The 19,396-nt window shown below is 69.2% G+C and carries 15 protein-coding genes; 9 read left to right on the top strand and 6 right to left on the bottom strand.

All coding sequences use genetic code 11. The features are described 5' to 3' along the window. From OMP43_RS21420 to OMP43_RS21410, 3 genes are all read right to left on the bottom strand, one after another. Window positions 1–335 (bottom strand): STN domain-containing protein (locus tag OMP43_RS21420; protein ID WP_280281588.1); only part of this gene is annotated, 335 nt, incomplete at its 3' end. A gap of 68 nt (window positions 336–403) precedes the next feature. Then, a complete protein-coding gene (locus OMP43_RS21415) occupies window positions 404–1,369 on the bottom strand; it encodes a FecR domain-containing protein (protein ID WP_280281587.1) in 966 nt (321 codons plus the stop codon). Beyond that, the gene (locus OMP43_RS21410) at window positions 1,366–1,920 is read right to left on the bottom strand and encodes an RNA polymerase sigma factor (protein WP_280281586.1); all 555 of its coding nucleotides are present in this window, start codon (window positions 1,918–1,920) and stop codon (window positions 1,366–1,368) included. The genes OMP43_RS21415 and OMP43_RS21410 overlap by 4 nt, the downstream gene beginning before the upstream one ends. Window positions 1,921–2,194: 274 nt before the next feature. On the opposite strand from OMP43_RS21410, the gene dgcN reads away from it, so the two are divergent. The 5 genes from dgcN (at window position 2,195) to OMP43_RS21385 (ending at window position 10,360) form a co-directional block, all read left to right on the top strand. After that, complete coding sequence (gene dgcN, locus OMP43_RS21405) at window positions 2,195–3,232, top strand: N-acetyltransferase DgcN (protein WP_280281585.1); 1,038 nt, start codon at window positions 2,195–2,197, stop codon at window positions 3,230–3,232. Continuing rightward, window positions 3,190–4,179 carry an N-acetyl-D-Glu racemase DgcA gene (gene dgcA, locus OMP43_RS21400; protein ID WP_280281584.1) on the top strand — a complete coding sequence of 330 codons (990 nt, stop codon included), beginning with the start codon at window positions 3,190–3,192 and terminating at the stop codon, window positions 4,177–4,179. Before dgcN ends, dgcA begins: the two co-directional genes overlap by 43 nt. A gap of 35 nt (window positions 4,180–4,214) precedes the next feature. Beyond that, a complete protein-coding gene (locus OMP43_RS21395; RefSeq protein ID WP_280281583.1) occupies window positions 4,215–5,855 on the top strand; it encodes an amidohydrolase family protein in 1,641 nt (546 codons plus the stop codon). A 102-nt stretch (window positions 5,856–5,957) separates the two neighbouring features. After that, complete coding sequence (locus OMP43_RS21390) at window positions 5,958–8,774, top strand: TonB-dependent receptor (RefSeq protein WP_280281582.1); 2,817 nt, start codon at window positions 5,958–5,960, stop codon at window positions 8,772–8,774. An 11-nt stretch (window positions 8,775–8,785) separates the two neighbouring features. Further along, a complete protein-coding gene (locus OMP43_RS21385) occupies window positions 8,786–10,360 on the top strand; it encodes an amidohydrolase family protein (RefSeq protein ID WP_280281581.1) in 1,575 nt (524 codons plus the stop codon). Window positions 10,361–10,394: 34 nt separating this feature from the next. Here OMP43_RS21385 and OMP43_RS21380 read toward each other — a convergent pair whose 3' ends face one another. The 3 genes from OMP43_RS21380 to OMP43_RS21370 form a co-directional block, all read right to left on the bottom strand. After that, on the bottom strand, window positions 10,395–11,177 hold the full coding sequence (locus OMP43_RS21380) for a DeoR/GlpR family DNA-binding transcription regulator (protein ID WP_280281580.1): 783 nt from the start codon (window positions 11,175–11,177) through the stop codon (window positions 10,395–10,397). A gap of 69 nt (window positions 11,178–11,246) precedes the next feature. Further along, window positions 11,247–12,542 (bottom strand): L-rhamnose catabolism isomerase, encoded by a 1,296-nt coding sequence (gene rhaI, locus OMP43_RS21375; RefSeq protein WP_280281579.1) that lies wholly within the window; start codon window positions 12,540–12,542, stop codon window positions 11,247–11,249. A 15-nt stretch (window positions 12,543–12,557) separates the two neighbouring features. Continuing rightward, window positions 12,558–14,642 (bottom strand): bifunctional rhamnulose-1-phosphate aldolase/short-chain dehydrogenase, encoded by a 2,085-nt coding sequence (locus OMP43_RS21370; RefSeq protein WP_280281578.1) that lies wholly within the window; start codon window positions 14,640–14,642, stop codon window positions 12,558–12,560. A gap of 146 nt (window positions 14,643–14,788) precedes the next feature. Between OMP43_RS21370 and OMP43_RS21365 the strand changes: the two genes are divergently transcribed. From OMP43_RS21365 to OMP43_RS21350, 4 genes are read left to right on the top strand one after another with little or no spacing between them, the layout of a single operon-like run. Next, window positions 14,789–16,222: a carbohydrate kinase gene (locus OMP43_RS21365; protein ID WP_280281577.1), complete on the top strand. Its 1,434-nt coding sequence runs from the start codon at window positions 14,789–14,791 to the stop codon at window positions 16,220–16,222. Continuing rightward, on the top strand, window positions 16,219–17,367 hold the full coding sequence (lldD, locus tag OMP43_RS21360; RefSeq protein WP_280281576.1) for an FMN-dependent L-lactate dehydrogenase LldD: 1,149 nt from the start codon (window positions 16,219–16,221) through the stop codon (window positions 17,365–17,367). The genes OMP43_RS21365 and lldD overlap by 4 nt, the downstream gene beginning before the upstream one ends. A gap of 2 nt (window positions 17,368–17,369) precedes the next feature. After that, complete coding sequence (gene rhaT / locus OMP43_RS21355; protein ID WP_280281575.1) at window positions 17,370–18,428, top strand: L-rhamnose/proton symporter RhaT; 1,059 nt, start codon at window positions 17,370–17,372, stop codon at window positions 18,426–18,428. Next, a complete protein-coding gene (locus tag OMP43_RS21350; protein ID WP_348538625.1) occupies window positions 18,425–19,135 on the top strand; it encodes a triose-phosphate isomerase family protein in 711 nt (236 codons plus the stop codon). The genes rhaT and OMP43_RS21350 overlap by 4 nt, the downstream gene beginning before the upstream one ends. The last annotated feature ends 261 nt before the right edge of the window (window positions 19,136–19,396 follow it).

Genomic DNA, 19,396 nt, shown 5'->3' with positions numbered 1-19,396 from the left:
GGGCTGGTGGGCGTGACCGCGCCGGCGGCCGGCAGCACGACATAGGTCTTGGCGCCCGTCTGGCGCGCGACCAGCCCCGTGCCCTGGAGCAGCGCGCCGAGCGCCTGGTCGATCGTCATCTCGCCATGCACCGAGCCGGTGCGCTTCCCGCTGGTATATTTACGGGCGGCGATGATCTGGATGTCGGCCTGATGGCCCAGCGCGACGATGCCGGTTTCCGCCGCCTGGGCCGATACGTCGAAGCTGCGCTTCTGCGCCGAAGCCGTCGGTGCCGTGACTACAAAGATACAAGCGGTAGCCCCCAACAGGGCAGCACGCCCCCGCATAATCCCCATGTTTTTCCTCTCCCTTGCGGGCTTTTTTGCGCCCGTCATCCCGCAAGAGTCCCCGGCGGCGATTTTCCTTATTTTCGCGGGCGGCCGAGTCGTATTTCGTTCGGATCGCTGAGGTCGATCGGCACGCCCAGGCTTTCCTGCACGGCCATGGCGAAACCTTCGAGGTCATCGGTGCGCAGCGTGCCGTCGAAGCTTTCCCGGGCGATGCCGGGATCGACGATGACGAGCTGGCGGCGATTGTAGCGGTTGAACTCGGCGGCCGCGTCGGCGAGCGTGACGCCGGCAAGGTCGATCTTGCCCTCGCGCCAGGCCAGCGCGCGATAGACCGAGCTCGCGCTCGCGGGCGCGCGGATGATCGCGGCATCGTCCGCCAGGAAGGCGTGCTCGCCCGCGGCGATGCGGATGTGCGGGGCCGTGGCGCCATTGGCCCAGGCTTCCACCACGCCTTCGGTCACGATGATGTCGGCGCCGGCCTGGCGGCGCCGCACGGCGAAGGCAGTCCCCACCGCCTGCACGCGGATCTTCCCCGCTTCCACCAGGAAGGGGCGCTTCGAATCCTTGGCGACCTGGAACCACAGCTCGCCCTGCTGGATCCGGACGAGGCGGCGCGCCTCCTCCAGATCCACCGAGGCCAGGCTGGCGGTGTTGATCACCATCGTCGAGCCGTCGGCGAGCGGCACGCGGCGGATCTCGCCGATCTGCGTGCCATATTCGGTGCCGCGATCGAGCAGGAAGGCCGCGCCCGCGAGCGAGGCCGCGATCGCTGCGCCGCCGCCGATCAGGAAGCGCCGCCGCCCGGTGCGGGAGTGGCCGGCCGGTGCCTCGGCCTCCGCATCCTCGGCATTGGCCGGCCGCAACGGGTCGAGCGTCGCCCAGGCCGCCTGGGCCTGGAGCAGCGCGCCCCGCCGCCGTGAATCCGCGTCGAGCCAGAGCGCGAGCTCGGCTTCGTCGAGGTCGTTCCATTCGGACCCGTCCATCCGCGCGACCCAGCGCGCGGCTTCTTCCTGGATCTCGCGTGCGCTCTGGTGCGTCATGACCGGCGCCCTCCGTCCGCGCGCGGCGTACCGGCCTCGAAGCCGTTGAGCCAGGCCGTCACCCGGCGATCCTCGTCGCGCCAGACGCGCAGGATCGTCTGGACGCCCTGATGGACGTCGTTCTCGACCACGCTCTCGCTGACGCCGACGCGGCGGGCGATCTCCTTCTGGGAAATGCCTTCGATCTTGCGCATCTCGACGATGCGCCGGCAGCGCTCGGGCAGGCCGGCCATGATCGCGCGCAGCCGCGCATAGTCCAGCCGGCCGGCCGCCTCGCGCTCGGGCGAGGGGCTGTCGTCGATCGCATAGGTCTCGATCTCGGCGATCATGTCGATCGACACGATCCGGCCGCGCTTGAGCCGCTGGAGCAGCAGGTTGCGCACGATCGAGAAGAAATAGGCGCCCGGCCGCGTGATATGGTCGACCGTGTCGAGCGCGGCGAGGCGGCAATAGGCTTCCTGAACGATATCATCGATGTCCTCCTCCGAGGCGCGCGCGCGCACGAGCCATGCCCGTACCGTGCTCTCGTACGGGATCACCGTTTCCGCCACCCACGTCGCCCTCAGGCGACGTCGTTCGAAGTTCGTCCCCTTCTTCGTCGTGCCTCTCCCGCTTTTTGTTCTTTTCTACACGGCTTCTTGTCGTCCGTACTGCACAGATACCTGACCAGTGAATTTCCTTATTGCAAGCGGCGGTATTTTTACGCGGGGTGCGTCTCAACTCCGCCTGTCCATAACGAATGGTTATGCGACAGCGCGGCTTTCGAACGTGGCGCCGGGCCGTGTTTCGGCAATCATAAGGGCGAGGCATCCATCGGGGTTTTCAATGATTGCCAGTCCTTATCTCCTGTATCTCGGCCATTCGAACGATGAGGTGGGCATCAAGACCTCGCGTGGGCTGGCGGTGTTCCGTCCGGACGATTGCGTCGGCGAGTTCCGGCACGACGATTGCGGATTGACGCTCGGCCTGCCGCGCATGGGCTTTGCGGAAGCGGTTGCCGCGGGTGCCAGGACCCTGGTGCTCGGCATCGCCAATGCCGGCGGCAGGATGAGCGCCGATCTGGTCGGCGATGCCATCGCGGCGATCGAGGCGGGGCTCGACGTGGCGTCCGGCCTGCATCACCGGCTGCGCGAGGAGCCGGCGATCGTCGCGGCGGCGGCGCGCCATGGGCGCAAGCTGCACGACGTGCGCGATCCCCGGCCCGGCATTCCCGTCGGCAACGGCAAGCGGCGCGCGGGCAAGCGGCTGCTCACCGTCGGCACCGATTGCTCGGTGGGCAAGATGTACGCGACGCTCTGCCTCGAGCGCGGCATGCGCGCACGCGGCATGGCCGCCGATTTCCGCGCGACCGGCCAGACCGGCATCCTGATCGCGGGCAGCGGCGTGCCGCTCGATGCGGTGATCGCCGATTTCATCTCGGGCGCGATCGAGGATATCTCGCCCGCGCGCACCGATGGCGGCTGGGATCTGATCGAGGGGCAGGGCTCGCTGTTCCATCCGTCCTTCGCCGGCGTCTCCACCGGCCTGCTGCACGGTGCGCAGGCGGCGGCGCTGGTGCTCTGCCATGATCCGATGCGCGCCCATATGCGCGGCCTTCCGCATTATCCGGTGCCGGGGCTGCGGGAGACGCTGGAGGCCAATCTGGCCGTCGCGCGCCTCACCAGCCCCGATGTCCAGGCGGTGGGCGTGGCGCTCAACACGTCCAAGCTGCCGCGCGCGGAAGCGGAGCGGCTCTGCGCCGAGACCGCCGATGCGCTCGGCCTGCCCTGCACCGACCCCTTCGCCATGGGCGTGGACTCCATCATCGACAGGATCGACCAATGTTTCGAAGCCTCGCCGCGCGTAGCGACGCTTTCGCTCTAGCCACGCCCTTCCGCATCTCGCGGGGCGTGAAGACGGTCGCCGATGTGGTGACCGTTTCGATCGCGGCCGAGGGCGCGGTCGGATGGGGAGAGGGCGTGCCCTATCCGCGCTACGGCGAATCGATCGCGGGCGCGCTGGCGGAGATCGCGGCGGCGCGCGGCGCGATCGAGGGCGGCGCTTCCCGCGAGGAGCTGCTCGCCCTGATGCCGGCCGGCGCGGCGCGCAACGCAGTCGATTGCGCGCTGTGGGACCTGGAGGCGAAGCTGGCCGGACGCAGCGTGACCGAGCTGCTCGGCATGGCGCCGCTGGGGCCGACCGCGACGGCGATGACCGTCAGCCTGGACACGCCCGCGGCAATGGCGGCGGCGGCCCGGCGCCTGGCCGACGTGCCGCTGATCAAGATCAAGGTCGATCGCAGCGATCCCGAGGCGCAGATCCGCCGCGTGCGCGAGGCGGCGCCGGCGCCGCGCGTGATCGTCGACCCGAACGAGAGCTGGACGATCGCCGAGATCGAGCGGCTGCAGCCGATGCTCGCCGAGCTGCGCGTGGACCTGCTCGAGCAGCCGCTGCCGGCGGGGGAGGATGAAGCGCTGGAGGGGTTCGCGCCGCTGGTCCCGATCGCGGCGGACGAATCCGCGCATATCGCCGATGATGTCGCCGCGCTCGCCGGCAAATATCAGGTGATCAACATCAAGCTGGACAAGACGGGCGGCCTCACCGGCGCGCTCGCGCTGGCGGAAGCCGCTTCGGCGGCAGGGCTCGGCGTGATGACGGGCAGCATGATCTCGACTTCGCTGTCGATCGCGCCGGCGCTGGTGATCGCCGCCGGCTCGCGCTTCGTCGATCTCGACGGGCCGCTATGGCTGGCGGAAGACCGGCCGGGCGGGGTTCGTGGCGAGGGCGGCGTGCTGTCGCCGCCGTCGCCCGGTTTCTGGGGAGCGCCCTAGCCGAAAGCAACAAGCAGCAAGGGGAGTCGCGTCGGATGGTTCGGGGTCGAAGGCTGAAGATTGGCGTGGCGGCGGGCATCGTGCTGGCCGCCGCTACCGGGGTTGCCATCGCGCGGAGCGACGGGCCGGCACCGCCCGACGACCTGATCCTGCGCGGCGGCACCATCTATCCGGGCGATGCCGCGCCGTTCAAAGGCGATGTGGCGATCCGCGGCGATCACATCGTCTATGTCGGCCCCAGGGCGCCGGGCGTCGCCAGGAGGATCATCGACGCGACCGGCCTGATCGTCGCGCCCGGCTTCATCGACACCCATACGCATGTGAACGGCGCGCTGGCGTCCGGCGATCCCGCCGCGCGGCTGGTGCTGCCGTTCCTCACCCAGGGCGTGACGACTGCCTTTATCGGCGTGGACGGCGGCGGCGATCCCGATGTCGCCCGCACCTTCGGCCGCGACGGCGGCGCGAAGGGCGGCGAGGGCGAGGCCGCGCTGGGCCAGTCGAGCCGCGACTATGGCATCAACTTCGCCACCTATGTCGGTCTGGGCGCGGTGCGGCTGAAGGTGATCGGCCCGGACGATCGCGCGCCGACGCCGGACGAGCTGGCCCGGATGCAGGGGCTGGTCTCCTCGGCGATGTGCCAGGGCGCGCTCGGCCTCTCGACCGGCCTGTTCTACGCGCCCCAGAGCTTCGCCCGGCGCGACGAGGTGGTGGCGCTGGCCAGGGCGGCGGCGGAGAAGGGCGGCATCTATGACAGCCATCTGCGCGACGAATCCTCCTATACGATCGGCCTGAAGGGCGCGGTGGCGGAGGCGATCGAGATCGGGCGCGAGGCCGGCATCCCGGTGCACATCGCCCATATCAAGGCGCTGGGCGTCGACGTGCAGGGCCAGGCCGGGGCGATCATCGCGCAGGTCGAAGCCGCCCGTAAGGCGGGGCAGGTGGTCCATGCCGATCAATATCCCTGGTCCGCCTCCGGGACGGGGCTGTCGGCGGCGCTGATGCCGCGCTGGGCGCAGGACGGCGGCCGGGCGGCGATGCTCAGGCGCTTCGACGATCCCGCCGCGATGGCGCGGATGCGGCCGGAGATCGCCGACAATCTGCGCCGGCGCGGCGGCCCCGCGTCGCTGCTCATCACTTCGGGCCCGGCCGATGCGGAGGGCAGGACGCTCGCGCAGATCGCCGCGAGCACCGGCGCCGACCCGATCGACGCGGCGATCGCGATCCTGCGGAAGCGCGAGGCGGGGGTCGCGTCGTTCAACCAGAGCGAGGCGGACATCGCCGCCTTCATGCGGCAGCCCTGGGTGGTGACGAGCTCGGATGCGTCGCAGGGCCATCCGCGCTACTATGCGTCCTTCGCCCGCAAATACGCGACCTATGTGAAGGAGAAGCAGGTCATCGACCTGCGCGCCTTCATCGATCGCAGCACCGCGGTGACGGCGGCGATGTTCGGCCTGGAAGGGCGGGGGAAGCTCGCGCCCGGCGCCTTTGCCGACGTCATCGCATTCGATCCCGGCCGCTTCGCGCCGCGGGCCGATTATGTCCATCCCGCGCGCTTCTCCACCGGCATGCGCACGGTGATCGTCAACGGCGTGGTCGCCATCGAGAATGGCGAGCCGACCGGCGCCGCCGGCGGCCGCCCGCTGCCGCGCCGGCCCAGGCCGGGGAGCTGCCGATAGGCGACTGACAGGAATCGCAGGAAGGAGCCGATGCGGTGCAGCCGGAGCAACCGGCGCACGAATGGCATCATCGCTCGACTACACTGAGGAAGGGGAAGATTTATGACAAGATCGACGAGGGCCGCCTCTCTGTCCGCGCTGGCGATCGCGCTGCTCTGGAACGGCGCGGCACGGGCGCAGGACGCGCAGAATGCCGAGCCGGCGGCCGAGACGCCGCAGACCGAGATCACCGTCACCGGCACGCGCATCCAGCGCAACGGCTATCAGGCGCCGACGCCGCTCACCGTGATCAACGCGGAGGACATGGCGGCGAGCGCGCCCGCCAATGTCGCCGACTATGTCAACGAGATCCCGTCGCTGGTCGGCAGCGTGACGCCGGCCAATTCCAACCTCAACATCTCGGCCGGCACCGCGGGCGTCAACGCGCTCAACCTGCGCGCGCTCGGCACCGCGCGCACGCTGGTGCTGCTGGACGGCCAGCGCTCGGTGGGGTCGACCGTGGGGGGCCTGGTCGACGTCAACACCTTTCCCCAGGGCCTGATCAAGAGCGTCGAGATCGTCACCGGCGGCGCCTCGGCCGCCTATGGCTCCGACGCGGTGTCGGGCGTGGTCAACTTCATCCTGGACAAGGAATATACCGGCCTCAAGGGCACGGTCGAATATGGCATCTCCACTTATGGCGATGCGCCCAACTACCGCGCGACGCTGACCGCCGGCACCGGCTTCGCCGGCGGGCGCGGCCATATCCTGCTCAACGGCGAGATCGCGGTGAAGGAGGGGCTGCACGGCGTCCCGCGCGACTGGAACAATCGCGGCTGGTACATGATCAACAACCCCGCCTATGTGGCGGGGAACGGCCAGCCCGAGCGCCTCGTCGTGTCCGGGGCGGGCCTCAGCCAGGCGACGCGGGGCGGCGTCATCCTCAACACCGCGCTGCGCGGCACCCAGTTCGGCAATGGCGGCGCGGTCAGCCAGTATAATTTCGGCACCAATCGCGATCCCTGGCAGATCGGCGGCGACTGGCAGTCGACCCAGGTCAACGGCTTCCAGTCGCTCGATCCGGAGGAGAACCGCAAGAGCCTGTTCGGGCGGGTGAGCTTCGAAGTCGCGGACTGGCTCAACCTGTTCGGCCAGGCTTCCTATGCCAAGTCGCAGAATCTCGGCTGGCTCGGTGTCCAGCTGAACCAGGCGAACGTCACGATCCGCTCGGACAATGCCTATATCCCCGCCTCGGTGCGCGCGCAGCTGGGCGGGATCACCAGCTTCACGCTCGGCACCAGCAATGCCGATCTGCCGATCCGCAAGAACGATACCGAGCGCGAGCTGCAGCGCTATGTCGTCGGCGCCAATGGCAGCTTCCCGCTGTTCGCCGGCACCGCGCGCTGGGATGTCTATTACCAGAAGGGCGTCAGCCGCACGCGCGAGATGGCGCGCGACATCACCAACAATGCCCGGCTCGCGCTGGCGCAGGACGCGGTGTTCGCGCCGGCGGGCAATGCGATCGGCGTGCCGGCGGGCACGATCGTGTGCCGCTCGACGCTGACCGCGCCGACCAATGGCTGCGTGCCGCTGAATCGCCTCGGTATCGGCGTCGCCAGCCCCGAAGCGCTCGCCTATGTCCTCGGCAATCCGTATCGCAGGCAAAAATTCGAACAGGATGTGGTCGCCGCCAACCTGGCGTTCGACGCGTTTTCGCTGCCCGCCGGCCCGGTCTCCGTCTCGGTCGGCGGCGAGCATCGCCGCGAGAAAGTGAGCGGCTTCGTGCCGACCGAATATCAGTCCGGCTGGTTCGTCGGGAACTTCCTGCCCAGCTTCGGCCAGTACAGCGTGACCGAAGGCTATGTCGAACTCGCGGTGCCGGTGATCAAGGGGCTCGACCTCAACGGCGCGGTGCGCGGGACCGACTATTCGACTTCGGGCTATGTCACCACCTGGAAGGCGGGCCTGACCTTCCAGCCGATCCCCGACATCCGCTTCCGCGCCACCCGCTCGCGCGACATCCGCGCGCCGAACCTGGGCGAATTGTTCACCGCCGGATCGACCCGGATCAACGTGCTGATCGATTCCTCGCAGAACAATGCCTCGGTCACCTTTGCCGGCACCACTCGCGGCAACGCCCTGCTCCAGCCCGAAAAGGCCGATCAATGGGGCGTCGGCGTGGTGCTGCAGCCTAGCTTCCTGCGCGGCTTCGCGATGTCGGTCGACTATTACAACATCAAGATCAACGGCGCGATCGGGTCGGTCGCGGCCCAGACGATCGTCGATCGCTGCAACGAAGGCATCCAGGCCTTCTGCGCGGCCGTGGTCCGCGGGCCCAATGCGTTCGGCAACAGCCTGCAAGTGTATGAGAGCCCGTTCAATTTCGCAGTGCAGAAGGCGCAGGGCATCGATTTCGAGGCTTCGTACCGGACGCGGGTCGGCCCCGGCAATTTCTCGCTGCGCGGCATGGCGACGCGCTACATCAAGAACTACTTCGACAACGGCATCGACGCGCCGACCGACACGGTGGGCCAGAACGCCCCCGGCGGCACTCCGAAATGGCTCTACCGCGCCCAGGCCAGCTATGACGTGGACGAGTTCAACTTCACGCTGATCGGGCGCGGGGTGAGCGACGGCGTCTACGACAACAGCTTCGTCGAATGCACCAGCGCCTGCCCGACCTCCACCGTCACGCACCGCACGATCAACGACAACCGGATCAAGGGCGCCTTCTACCTCGACGCCTCGATCACCCAGGGCTTCAAGATGGGCGGCAGGGACGTGCAGCTGTTCTTCAACGTCTCCAACCTGCTCGACAAGGATCCGCCGGTGGTGGCGCCGGGGCCGGCGGGCAGCGCCTATGCGACGCCGGCGACCAACCAGTCGATCTACGACCTGCTGGGGCGGACCTTCCGCATCGGCGCCCGGTTCAAGATGTAGGGGAGGGGGAAATGAAGAGATTTGCTCTGTCGGCCGTCGCGCTGCTCGCGACGGCCTCCCCGGCGCTCGCGCAGGAATATGACGTGCTGATCCGTGGCGGCACCGTGTACGACGGCAGCGGCGCGCCCGGCCGGCGCGCCGATGTCGCGATCCGCGGCGATCGCATCGTCGCGGTGGGGACCATTCCCGCCACGGCGACCGCGAAGACCATGGTCGATGCGCGCGGCAGGATCGTCGCGCCGGGCTTCATCGATCCCCATTCGCACGCGGCGCCCAACATCCAGACACCCGAACTCGCCGCCGCGCTGCCGATGCTTCACCAGGGCATCACCACGCTGTTCCTCAATCCCGACGGCGGCGGCCCGGCGGACCTGGCGCCGCAGATCGCCGACCTCAGGACCCATATCCCCGGCGTGAACGTCGCCCCGATGATCGGCCACAATGCTGTGCGCGCGGCGGTGATGGGCAATGTCGATCGCCTCGCCACGCCCGGGGAGCAGGCGAAGATGGAGGGCCTCGTCACCGCGGCGATGAAGCTGGGCGCCTTCGGCCTGTCCGACGGGCCCTTCTACATCCCGGCCAAATATTCGAACACCGCCGAGATCGTCGGCCTGGCCAGGGCGGCCGGCGCCTTCCCGCATGCCTTTTACGAGAGCCATATCCGCGACGAGGGCAATTACGATATCGGCGTGGTCGCGGCGGTGGAGGAAGTGATCACCGTCGCGCGGGAGGCCGGGATCCCCGGCGTGGTCACCCATATCAAGGTGCTCGGGCCGCAGGTCTGGGGCAAGTCGGCCGAAGTGGTCGCGCATATCGACAAGGCGCGGGCCGACGGCGTGCAGGTCTGGGCCGATCAATATCCCTATGCCGCCTCGGGATCGAGCCTGATGGCGTCGCTCGTCCCCGGCTGGGCGCAGGAGGGCGGGGCGGAGGCGCTGGCCAAGCGGCTCGAGGACCCGGCGATGCGTGCCCGCATCCGCGCCGAGATGGTCCCTAATCTCGCCCGCCGCGCCGGGCCGCACGCGATCCAGATCCGCGCCTACAAGGCCGATCCGTCGCTCGACGGCAAGCGGCTCGACGAGGTCGGCGTGATCCTGAAGCTGGATCCGCTCGATGCCGCGATCGAGATGCTCAAGCGGGGCGGGGCGCCCACCGTTTCGTTCAACATGAGCGACAAGGACGTCGAGGCGTTCATGCGGCAGCCCTGGACGATGACCTCCACCGATGGCGGCCTGCCGCCCTTTGGCCAGACGGCGGAGCATCCGCGCGCCTATGGCGCCTTTCCCCGCAAGCTGCGCAACTATGTGATCGACAAGCCGGTGATCCCGATGGCCCAGGCGATCCACGCCGCCACCGGCTTGCCGGCCCGGGTCTTCGCGATCCCCGATCGCGGGGCGCTGCGCAAGGGCGCCTTCGCCGATGTGATCGTCTTCGATCCGGCGACGGTGCGCGACATGGCGACCTATGCGAAGCCGCATGCCTATGCCCAGGGCATGGACTATGTCTTCGTCAACGGCCGCGCCGCGCTGGTGCGGGGCAAGCCGGTGCCCGAGCGGTTCGGCAGGGTGCTGCTGCGCGCACCCTGATCCCCTGGCGCATGGGGCCGGGCGGTGCCCGGCCTCAGGCGATGATCAGCTTCACGCCCGCCTGCTCGATCATCCGCGCATGCGCATCGCCGATCGCCGCGTCGGTCACGATCACGTCGAGTTCGTCGAGCCCGCACACCACCGAGCCCGAGGGCGCGGCGAATTTGGAGCTGTCCACGAGCAGCGCCACCCATTCGGCGCGGTCGATCATCTGGCGCTCGGCGGCGGCGAGCACGACATCGGCCTGCATCACGCCCTGCGCGCCGACGAACGCCGCGCCCATGAACAGGCGCGGGGCATGGACGCGCGGCATGCATTCCTCACCGCCGATGCCGAGGATGATGTTCTGCTCGCGGAACACCGATCCGCCGGGCACGGCGATGCGGGTGCCCGGCTGGGGCAGCAGCGCACTCACCACATGGAGCGAATTGGTGAGGACCTGGAGGTTGAGTCCGGCCAAATGGCGGCACATCTGCAGCGTGGTCGAGCCGCCGTCGATGATGATCGATTCGCCCGGCTGGCAGAGCGCGGCGGCGGCGCGGCCGATCGCTTCCTTCTGCTTGCGGTTGCGGTCGATATTCTCGTGGAAGGGCACGCCGGCCAGCGACTGGACGTCGGTGCGCTCGCCCGCCTCGTCCTCCACCAGCCGCGCGCCGCCGCGCACGCGCTGGATCACGCCCTTGCCCTCCAGCCGGTCGAGATCGCGGCGCAGCGTGGCGGGCGAGGCCGGAACCGTCGCCTCCAGGCTCTTGAACGACACGAAGCCGGTTTTCCCGATCAGATCGAGGATCAGGCTATCGCGCTCTTCGACATGCATGTGCGGTAAGGCCCCAATATTCTTGAAGCCTTTCTGCCCGGCAAATCCGCCGGAATCAATCTTTTCCGCTCAAACGATGCCAGCGCCGAGCCCCACGGCCGTCCGCTCCTGTGCCTTGCGCGCGCGCCAGCCGCTGTCGCGATAGGCGGTGATCGCATCGATCGCTCCGCCGGCCTCCATCCGCGCCATCGCCAGGATCGGCGACACATCGGTGCGATAGGCCTTTCGCAGCGTGAGGAAGGCCAGCATCGTGTCATTGGCCTGCTGCGCGGCGGCAAGCGCCTCGCGATCGACCAGGCTCGCCTTGGCGAAGGCACCGGCGATCGCCTCGGCCGAGGAGATCATGCTCTCGATCGGATCGGTGACGTTGTGCGACTGGTCGATCATGTACGCCGGATCGAACCCGTCGCGCGGGTTGAGCTCGGCCTCGATCAGCTCGTTGAACACCAGGAACAGTTGGTGCGGGTTGATCGATCCGCTGTCGAGATCGTCGTCGCCATATTTGCTGTCGTTGAAGTGGAAACCGCCCAGCTTGCCGAAGCGGTGGAGGCGGGCGACGATTTGCTCGATGTTCACGTTCGGCGCGTGATGGCCGAGATCGACCAGGCACTTGGCCCTGGGGCCGAGCTCCTGCGCGGCGAGGATCGACGAACCCCAGTCCGAGATCACGGTGGAGTAGAAGGCCGGCTCGAACATCTTGTGCTCGAGCAGCATGCGCCAGTCGCCGGGCAGCGCGGCATAGACCTGGGCCGCGGCTTCCAGATAGCGATCGAGCGACCGCGCGAGGTCCTGCTGGCCCGGGAAGTTGGTGCCGTCGCCCACCCAGACCGTGAGCGCGCTCGAGCCGAGCTGGCGGCCGATCTCGATGCACTCGATATTATGCGCCACCGCCTGGGCGCGCACGCCCGCATCGCCGGCCGAGAGGCTGCCGTCGCGATAGCTGAGCTTCTGGCCGGGCTGGTCCTGGAAGGTGTTCGAGTTGATCGCGTCGAAGCCCAGGCCGAGCGCCGCCGCTTCGTCCCGGAGCGCGGCATAGTCGCTCACCTTGTCCCAGGGGAAATGCGGGCTGACGCGCGGCGTGACGGTGGAGAGCTGGTGGATCACCGCGCAATCCGCCAGCTTCTCGTGGATCGTCGTGGGTTCGCCGGCGATCGGGAACTTGGCGAAGCGGGTGCCGCCGCGCCCCGCTCCCCAGCTCGGCACCGCGACGGAGAAGCCGGCGACGCGCGCCTTCACCGCATCGATGTCGATCCCGCGGCGCCCGAGCGCGCGGCCCAGGCTGTCATATTCGTCCCGCAGCGCCTCGACGCGCGCCGCATTGTGGCTCTCGATCTGGTCGACCGAAAGCGGGAGTTCCTTCGCCATTGCGCCCTCTTGTTCTTATCGGGGGAACGCCTGGGCGTTCCCGGCATCCACATTGACGATGTTGCCCGTCGATTTGGAAGAGGCTTCGGAGGCGAAGAAATGCACTGCCTCCGCCACGTCCTCGGGCAGCACGTCGCGCTTGAGCATCGATCGGTTGCGGTAATGCTCCTCCAGCTCCGATCCGGGATCGATGCCGTGCGCGCCGGCGCGTTCCTTGCGCCAGTCGCCGTCCCAGATCCGCGAGCCCTTGATCACCGCGTCCGGATTGACCGTGTTGACGCGGATGCCGTGGGGCGCGCCCTCCAGTGCCAGGCAGCGGGCGAGGTGCAGCGACGCCGCCTTGGCCGAGGCATAGGCGGATGCGTTGACCGCGGCGGCCAGCGCGTTCTTCGAGCCGATGAACACGATCGATCCCCCGCCGACCGCGCGCATCAGCGGAAAGGCGGCGCGGGCGCTGAGGAAATAGCCTTCGGTCAGCACGTCATAGTTACGGCGCCACAGCGCGACGCTGGTCGCTTCCACCGAGGCGGAAGAGGCGATGCCGGCATTGGCAACCAGGATGTCGAGCCCGCCGAACTCGCGGGTGCAGGCCTCGAAGGCGGCGGCGACCTGCGCCTCGTCGGTGACGTCGCAGGTCTCGGCGCGCACCACGTCCTGGCCAAAGGCCTGGGCCATCTCGGCGCGGACCCGCTCGGCCGCGTCCGTGTCGCGATCGACCAGCATCACGCAGGCGCCGTCCTGGAGCAGGCGCCGCACCGTCGCCGCGCCGATGCCCCCGGCACCGCCGCTCACCAGCGCGATGCGGCCGACCAGCGGCTTGGGCTTGGGCATGCGCTGGAGCTTGGCTTCCTCGAGCGCCCAATATTCGATGCCGTACGCTTCCTTCTCGGGCAGGCCGACATAATCGCCGATCGCCTCGGCGCCGCGCATCACGTTGATCGCGTTGCCATAGAATTCGCCGGCCAGGCGCGCAGTGGTCTTGTCGGCGGCGAAGGTGATGCGGCCGATGCCCGGGATCAGCACGACCACCGGATTGGGATCGCGCATCGCCGGATCCCCGGCCTCGGCGCAGCGCTGGTAATAGGCGGCATAGCCCTGGCGATAGGCCTCCAGCGCATCGGCCAGATAGGCGTCGTCGTCGAGCCGCGCGGGATCGAGCGTGAGCGGCGCGATCTTGGTGCGCAGGAAGTGATCGGGGCACGAGGTGCCGATTGCGGCCAGCCGGGCGAAATCGCGGCTGCCGGCGAATTCCAGCGTTTCGGGATCGTCGGAGAAATGGCCGATCTTGCCGCGCGCGCCGCGCATCAGGCCGCGCAGCCGGGGCATGAGCGCGGCGGCGATGACGGCGCGGTCATCGGCGGCAAGGGGCGGGGCCACCTCGCCGCCGAACGCCGGGCCCTGGGCCAGGCGTTCGTTGAGATAGGCGGCGGCGTCCGCGATCAGCGCGATCGTGTTGTCGTAGCAATCCTTGGCGGTGTCGCCCCAGCAGATGATGCCATGGCCCTCCAGCATCACCCCGCGCAGGCCAGGCTGCTCAGCCGCGAGCTTGCGGAGCTGCAGGCCGAGCTCGAAGCCCGGGCGCTTCCATGGCAGCCAGCCGACCGCGCCGCCCCAGATCGCATCGGTTGCCGCCTTGCCCGCGCTCGACGCGGCCAGCGCGATGATCGCGTCGGGATGGACATGGTCGACATGCGCATAGGGCAGATAGCCGTGCAGCGGCGTATCGATCGAGGCGGCCCGCGCGTTCAGGTTGAACGTGCAGTGCGGCAGGTACGCGACCATCTCGTCCTCGAACGCCACGCCGCGATAGCGCGACTCGAGCCCGAGCAGCTTGTCGAGATAGAGCGTGGCGAAGCCGTCGAGCTTCATCGAGCCGATATCGCCGCCCGAGCCCTTCACCCACAGCACCGTCGCCGGCGCGCCGGTGAGCGGATCGGCCATCTCGATCTTCGCCGAAGTGTTGCCGCCGCCGAAATTGGTGACGGTCAGGTCCGAACCCAGCAGGTTCGAGCGGTAGAGCAGCAGGCCCTCCGGCGACATGCCGGCAGCCTCCGCATCCGACCAGCGGTTACGCGGCACGGCGAACGGAATGGCGGTCACGCCCCGGCGCACCCTTGTCTCGTCTTCAAGCATCCGGAATTACTCTCCCCCAGCGCCCCGTACGGCGCGAGCTTCTCTATCAAGGTGTCTAGCCAGATACAATCAACTTCGCTAAATATCAATCATAACAAAATGGGGAGGCAGCATTGGGTGATGGGCTGAGCGTGGTGCTCGATTTGGGTAAGACCTTGTCGAAGCTCAGTCTCTGGGATGCGTCGGGGACGATGCTGGCCCGGCGGACACGACCCAATGACCGGCCCATGGCGGTGCTGGGCGGCGAGAGCGTCCGCACGCTCGATGCGGCCGGCATCGAGGCCTGGGCAGGGGAGGAACTGCGCGCGTTCGCGGGGATCGGCCGCGTGGCGCGGATCATTCCCGTCGGCCATGGCGCCGCGGCCGCGATCGTGCGCGACGGGGCGCTGGCCGCACCGCCGCTCGATTATGAGCAGGCGATCCCGGCCGAATGCGCCGCCGCCTATCGCGGCCAGCGTGATCCCTTTGCCCGCACCGGCTCGCCCGCGCTGCCGGACGGGCTCAATCTCGGGCTGCAGCTGCATTTCCTCGAGTCGCTCGATTCGGCGCTGCTGCAAGGCGACGCGACGATCCTGCCCTGGCCGCAATATTGGGCATGGCGATTCTCGGGGGTGGCGGCGTCCGAGGCGACGAGCCTGGGCTGCCATAGCGATCTCTGGTGCCCCGCCTCGGGCATGCCGTCGGCGCTGGCGGAGCGGCGCGGCTGGGCCGCCCGGCTCGCGCCGCTCCGCCATGCCGGCGAGGCGATCGGCACGATCAGCGCGGAATGGGCCGAGCGCACCGGCCTGCCCGCCGATGTCGCGGTGCATTGCGGATTGCACGATTCGAACGCGGCCCTGCTCGCGGCACGAGGCTTTGCCGATATCGCGGAACAGGAGGCGACGGTGCTGTCGACCGGCACCTGGTTCGTCGCGATGCGAACGCCGGGCAAGGGCGCGCGCGTCGACCTGGCGGGCCTGCCCGAGGCGCGCGACTGCCTGGTCAATGTCGACGCCCATGGCACGCCGATCCCCTCGGCCCGGTTCATGGGCGGGCGCGAGATCGAGCTGCTGACCGGGATCGACACGCGGCGCGTCGACATCAATCCCGATCAGCCGGCGATCATCGCGGCGCTCCCCGGTGTCGTCGCGAGCGGTGCGATGGTGCTGCCGACGCTGACGCCCGGCGTGGGGCCGTTCCCCGGCGGCGCGACGCGCTGGATCAACCGGCCGGGCGAATCGATGGGGCTGCGCGCGGCGGTGTGCCTCTATGCGGCGCTCGTGGCCGATGCGATGCTCGACCTGATCGGGACGCGCGAACGCGTGCTGGTCGAGGGACGGTTCGGCGAGGCCCAGGCCTTTGTCCGCACGCTCGCCACGCTGCGGCCGGACCTGCACGTCTTCGTCTCCAACGAGCATAACGACGTATCCTATGGGGCATTGCGCCTGATCGATCCGGCGCTGGCACCGCCCTCGGCGCTCATCCGGGTGAAGCCGCTCGATTGCGATCTCGCCGGCTATGCGGCCCGCTGGCGGGCCCTGGCCACCGGCAGCAGCGAGGCGGCATGAAGGCGGCGTCGATCTCCGATTATCGCGAGCTGGCACGGCGCCGGCTGCCGCGCTTCCTGTTCGAATATATCGATGGCGGTTCCTATGCCGAAGTGACGCTGGGCCGGAACGTCGCCGATCTCGAGGCCGTGGCGCTGCGGCAGCGGGTGCTGCGCGACATTTCGGACATCGATTTGGCGACGAGCCTGTTCGGGCAAAGGCTGGCGATGCCGGTGGCGCTCGGGCCGGTGGGGCTGGCGGGGCTCAACGCGCGGCGCGGCGAAGTGCAGGCGGCGCGGGCGGCGGAGGCGGCCGGGGTGCCCTTCACGCTGTCGACCGTCTCGGCCTGTCCGCTCGCCGAAGTGGCGGGGGCGGTCGCCACGCCGCCCTGGTTCCAGCTCTACATGATCCGCGACCGCGGCTTCATGATCGACCTGATGCGGCAGGCGGGCGCGGCGGGCTGCCCGGTGCTGGTCTTCACTGTCGACATGCCGGTGCCGGGCACGCGCTATCGCGACTATCGCTCCGGGCTGGCCGGGGCGCCCGGCCTGGGCGGATCGCTGCGGCGATTCGGCCAGGCGCTGGCGCATCCGCGCTGGGCCTGGGACGTGGGCCTGTGGGGACGGCCGCACCATCTCGGCAATGTCGCGCCGGTGCTGGCGGGCAAGACCGGGCTCAACGACTTTTTCGCTTGGATGCGCGACAATTTCGATCCCGCGATCGGCTGGGACGAGCTGGATTTCGTGCGCAAGCACTGGGATGGGCCGATCCTGCTCAAGGGGATCCTGGATCCGGAAGATGCCCGCGAGGCGGCGGCGCGGGGGGTGGACGGCGTGATCGTCTCCAACCATGGCGGCCGCCAGCTCGACGGGGTGCCATCGACCGCCCGCGCGCTACCGGCGATCGCCGATGCGGTTGGCGACCGGCTGACCTTGCTGGCGGACGGTGGGGTCCGATCGGGGCTCGATGTGGTGCGGATGCTCGCGCTGGGCGCCCGGGGCGTGCTGCTCGGCCGCGCCTGGGCCTGGGCGCTGGGCGGCGGGGGGCAGGCCGGCGTGGCGCATGTGCTGCAGCTGCTGGCCGCCGAGATGCGCGTCGCCATGGGGCTGACCGGCGTGACGCGCATCGAACAGATCAACGAGAAGATACTCGCGGGGAGGGAATAAGCATGGGCGGAAATCCGCTGATTGGCGTTTTGTTTCACTGGCTTGGGGGGCTTTCCTCCGCCAGCTTCTACGTTCCCTATCGCCGTATCCGGGCCTGGTCCTGGGAGATATTCTGGCTGGTCGGCGGCGTCTTCTCCTGGCTGATCGCGCCCTGGCTGTTCGCGTCGATCCAGACGCACGACCTGCTCGGCGTACTGGCGCGGACGCCGAGCAGCACCTGGTTCTGGTGCTGGTTCTGGGGTGCGATGTGGGGCTTTGGCGGGCTCACCTTCGGGCTGACCATGCGCTATCTCGGCCTGTCGCTCGGCATGGCCGTCGCGCTCGGGCTGACCACCGTGATCGGGACGATGGGCCCGCCGATCTTCCACGGCACGCTGGGGCAGCTCGCGGAGACCTCGAGCGGGCAGATGACGTTTTTCGGCATCGTGATCACGCTTGCCGGCATCCTGGTGGTCGCCGCCGCCGGGCGCCGCAAGGAGCGCGAGATGGCGGGCGCGGCGGCCAGCCAGAGCGTCAGCGAGTTCAACCTGCCCAAGGGGCTCGCCATCGCAGTGTTCTCCGGCATCATGTCGGGCTGTTTCGCCTGGGGGCTCGACGCCGGCGCGCCGATCCGCGCGGCCACGGTGGCGGCGGGAACCGATCCGCTGTGGCAGGGCCTGCCGGTGCTGTGCGTCGTGCTGCTCGGCGGCTTCACCACCAATTTCGTCTGGTGCGGCTGGCTGATCCTGCGCAACCGGTCGGCCGGGCAGATCGTCGGCGCCGCCGCCTCGGGCGAGAAGCCGCCGCTGCTGCGCAACTATCTCCTGGCCGCGCTGGGGGGCACGCTCTGGTACTTCCAGTTCTTCTTCTACACGATGGGCGAGAGCCAGATGGGGAAATATGGCTTCTCCTCCTGGACGCTGCACATGGCCAGCATCATCCTGTTCTCCACGCTCTGGGGCTTCGCGCTCAGGGAATGGGCGGGGGTGCGGCTGGGCACGCGCGCGCTGGTGTGGACCGGCATCGGCGCGCTGCTGCTGTCCACCGTGGTGATCGGCGTCGGCAATTATCTCGCGGCATGACCAGCGTGACGGGGCGCCCGCTGATCCTGGGCAATTGGAAGATGCACGGCACGAGTTCCGACCTGGCGGAGATCGAGCGCATCGACGCCGCCGTGCAGGCGCTCGGCGTCGAGGCCGGGCTGATGCTGCCGGCGACGCTGATCGAGCGCGCGGCGAGCCGGGTGCGGGCCGTCGCGATCGGCGGGCAGGATTGCCATGCCGCGGCCGGGGGCGCGCATACCGGCGGCGTCTCGGCGGCGATGCTGCGCGAGAGCGGCGCGGTGACGGTGCTGGTCGGGCACAGCGAGACTCGTGCCGGCGATGCCGCCAGCGTGGCGGCCAAGGCGCATGCGGCGCAGGCGGCCGGGCTCGCGGTGGTGATCTGCGTCGGCGAATGGGAGCGTTCGGCCGATGCGCGGGCGCTGGTGGCGGCGCAGCTCCGCGCCTCGCTGCCGCCCGGGCTCGACTGGTCGCGCGCCGCCATCGCCTATGAGCCGGTCTGGTGCATCGGCGGGAGCGCGGTGCCGGACGCGGCGCATCTTGCCCGTATCTTCGAGATGCTGCGCGTCGAGGCGGGCGCGGCGCGGCTGCTCTATGGCGGCGCGGTCGACGGCGGCAACGCGGCGGAACTGCTGGCGCTGCCGGGGATCGACGGGCTGCTCGTCGGCCGGGCCAGCCGATCGGCCGCCGATTTCGTGCCGGTGCTGGAGGCGGCGGCGCGGGTCTAGAGCGCCCCTGCAAGGCGATGGAAGCGGCTCCCTGCGGAAGCCTCTCCCTCTTCCGTCGTGCTGAACTCGTTTCAGCATCCAACTCTCCACCAGCGATATCGCTGCTGGCACCTTGGACCCTGAAGCAAGTTGGCGTTTATCCCCTTGGGGCAAGGAGCGCCCGATCGCCGTCATCCCCGCCTTCGCGGGGAGGACCGAATGGGGTGTGTTTGTGGTTACGGGATAAGCGCCAAGCAAGTTCAGGGTGACGAAGCAGGTTGG

The organism is Sphingomonas sp. CBMAI 2297, assembly GCF_029870595.1.
Lineage (GTDB): Bacteria > Pseudomonadota > Alphaproteobacteria > Sphingomonadales > Sphingomonadaceae > Sphingomonas.
Note: the sequence above shows the minus strand (reverse complement) of the source record. Positions and strands in the feature narration are given on the sequence as shown.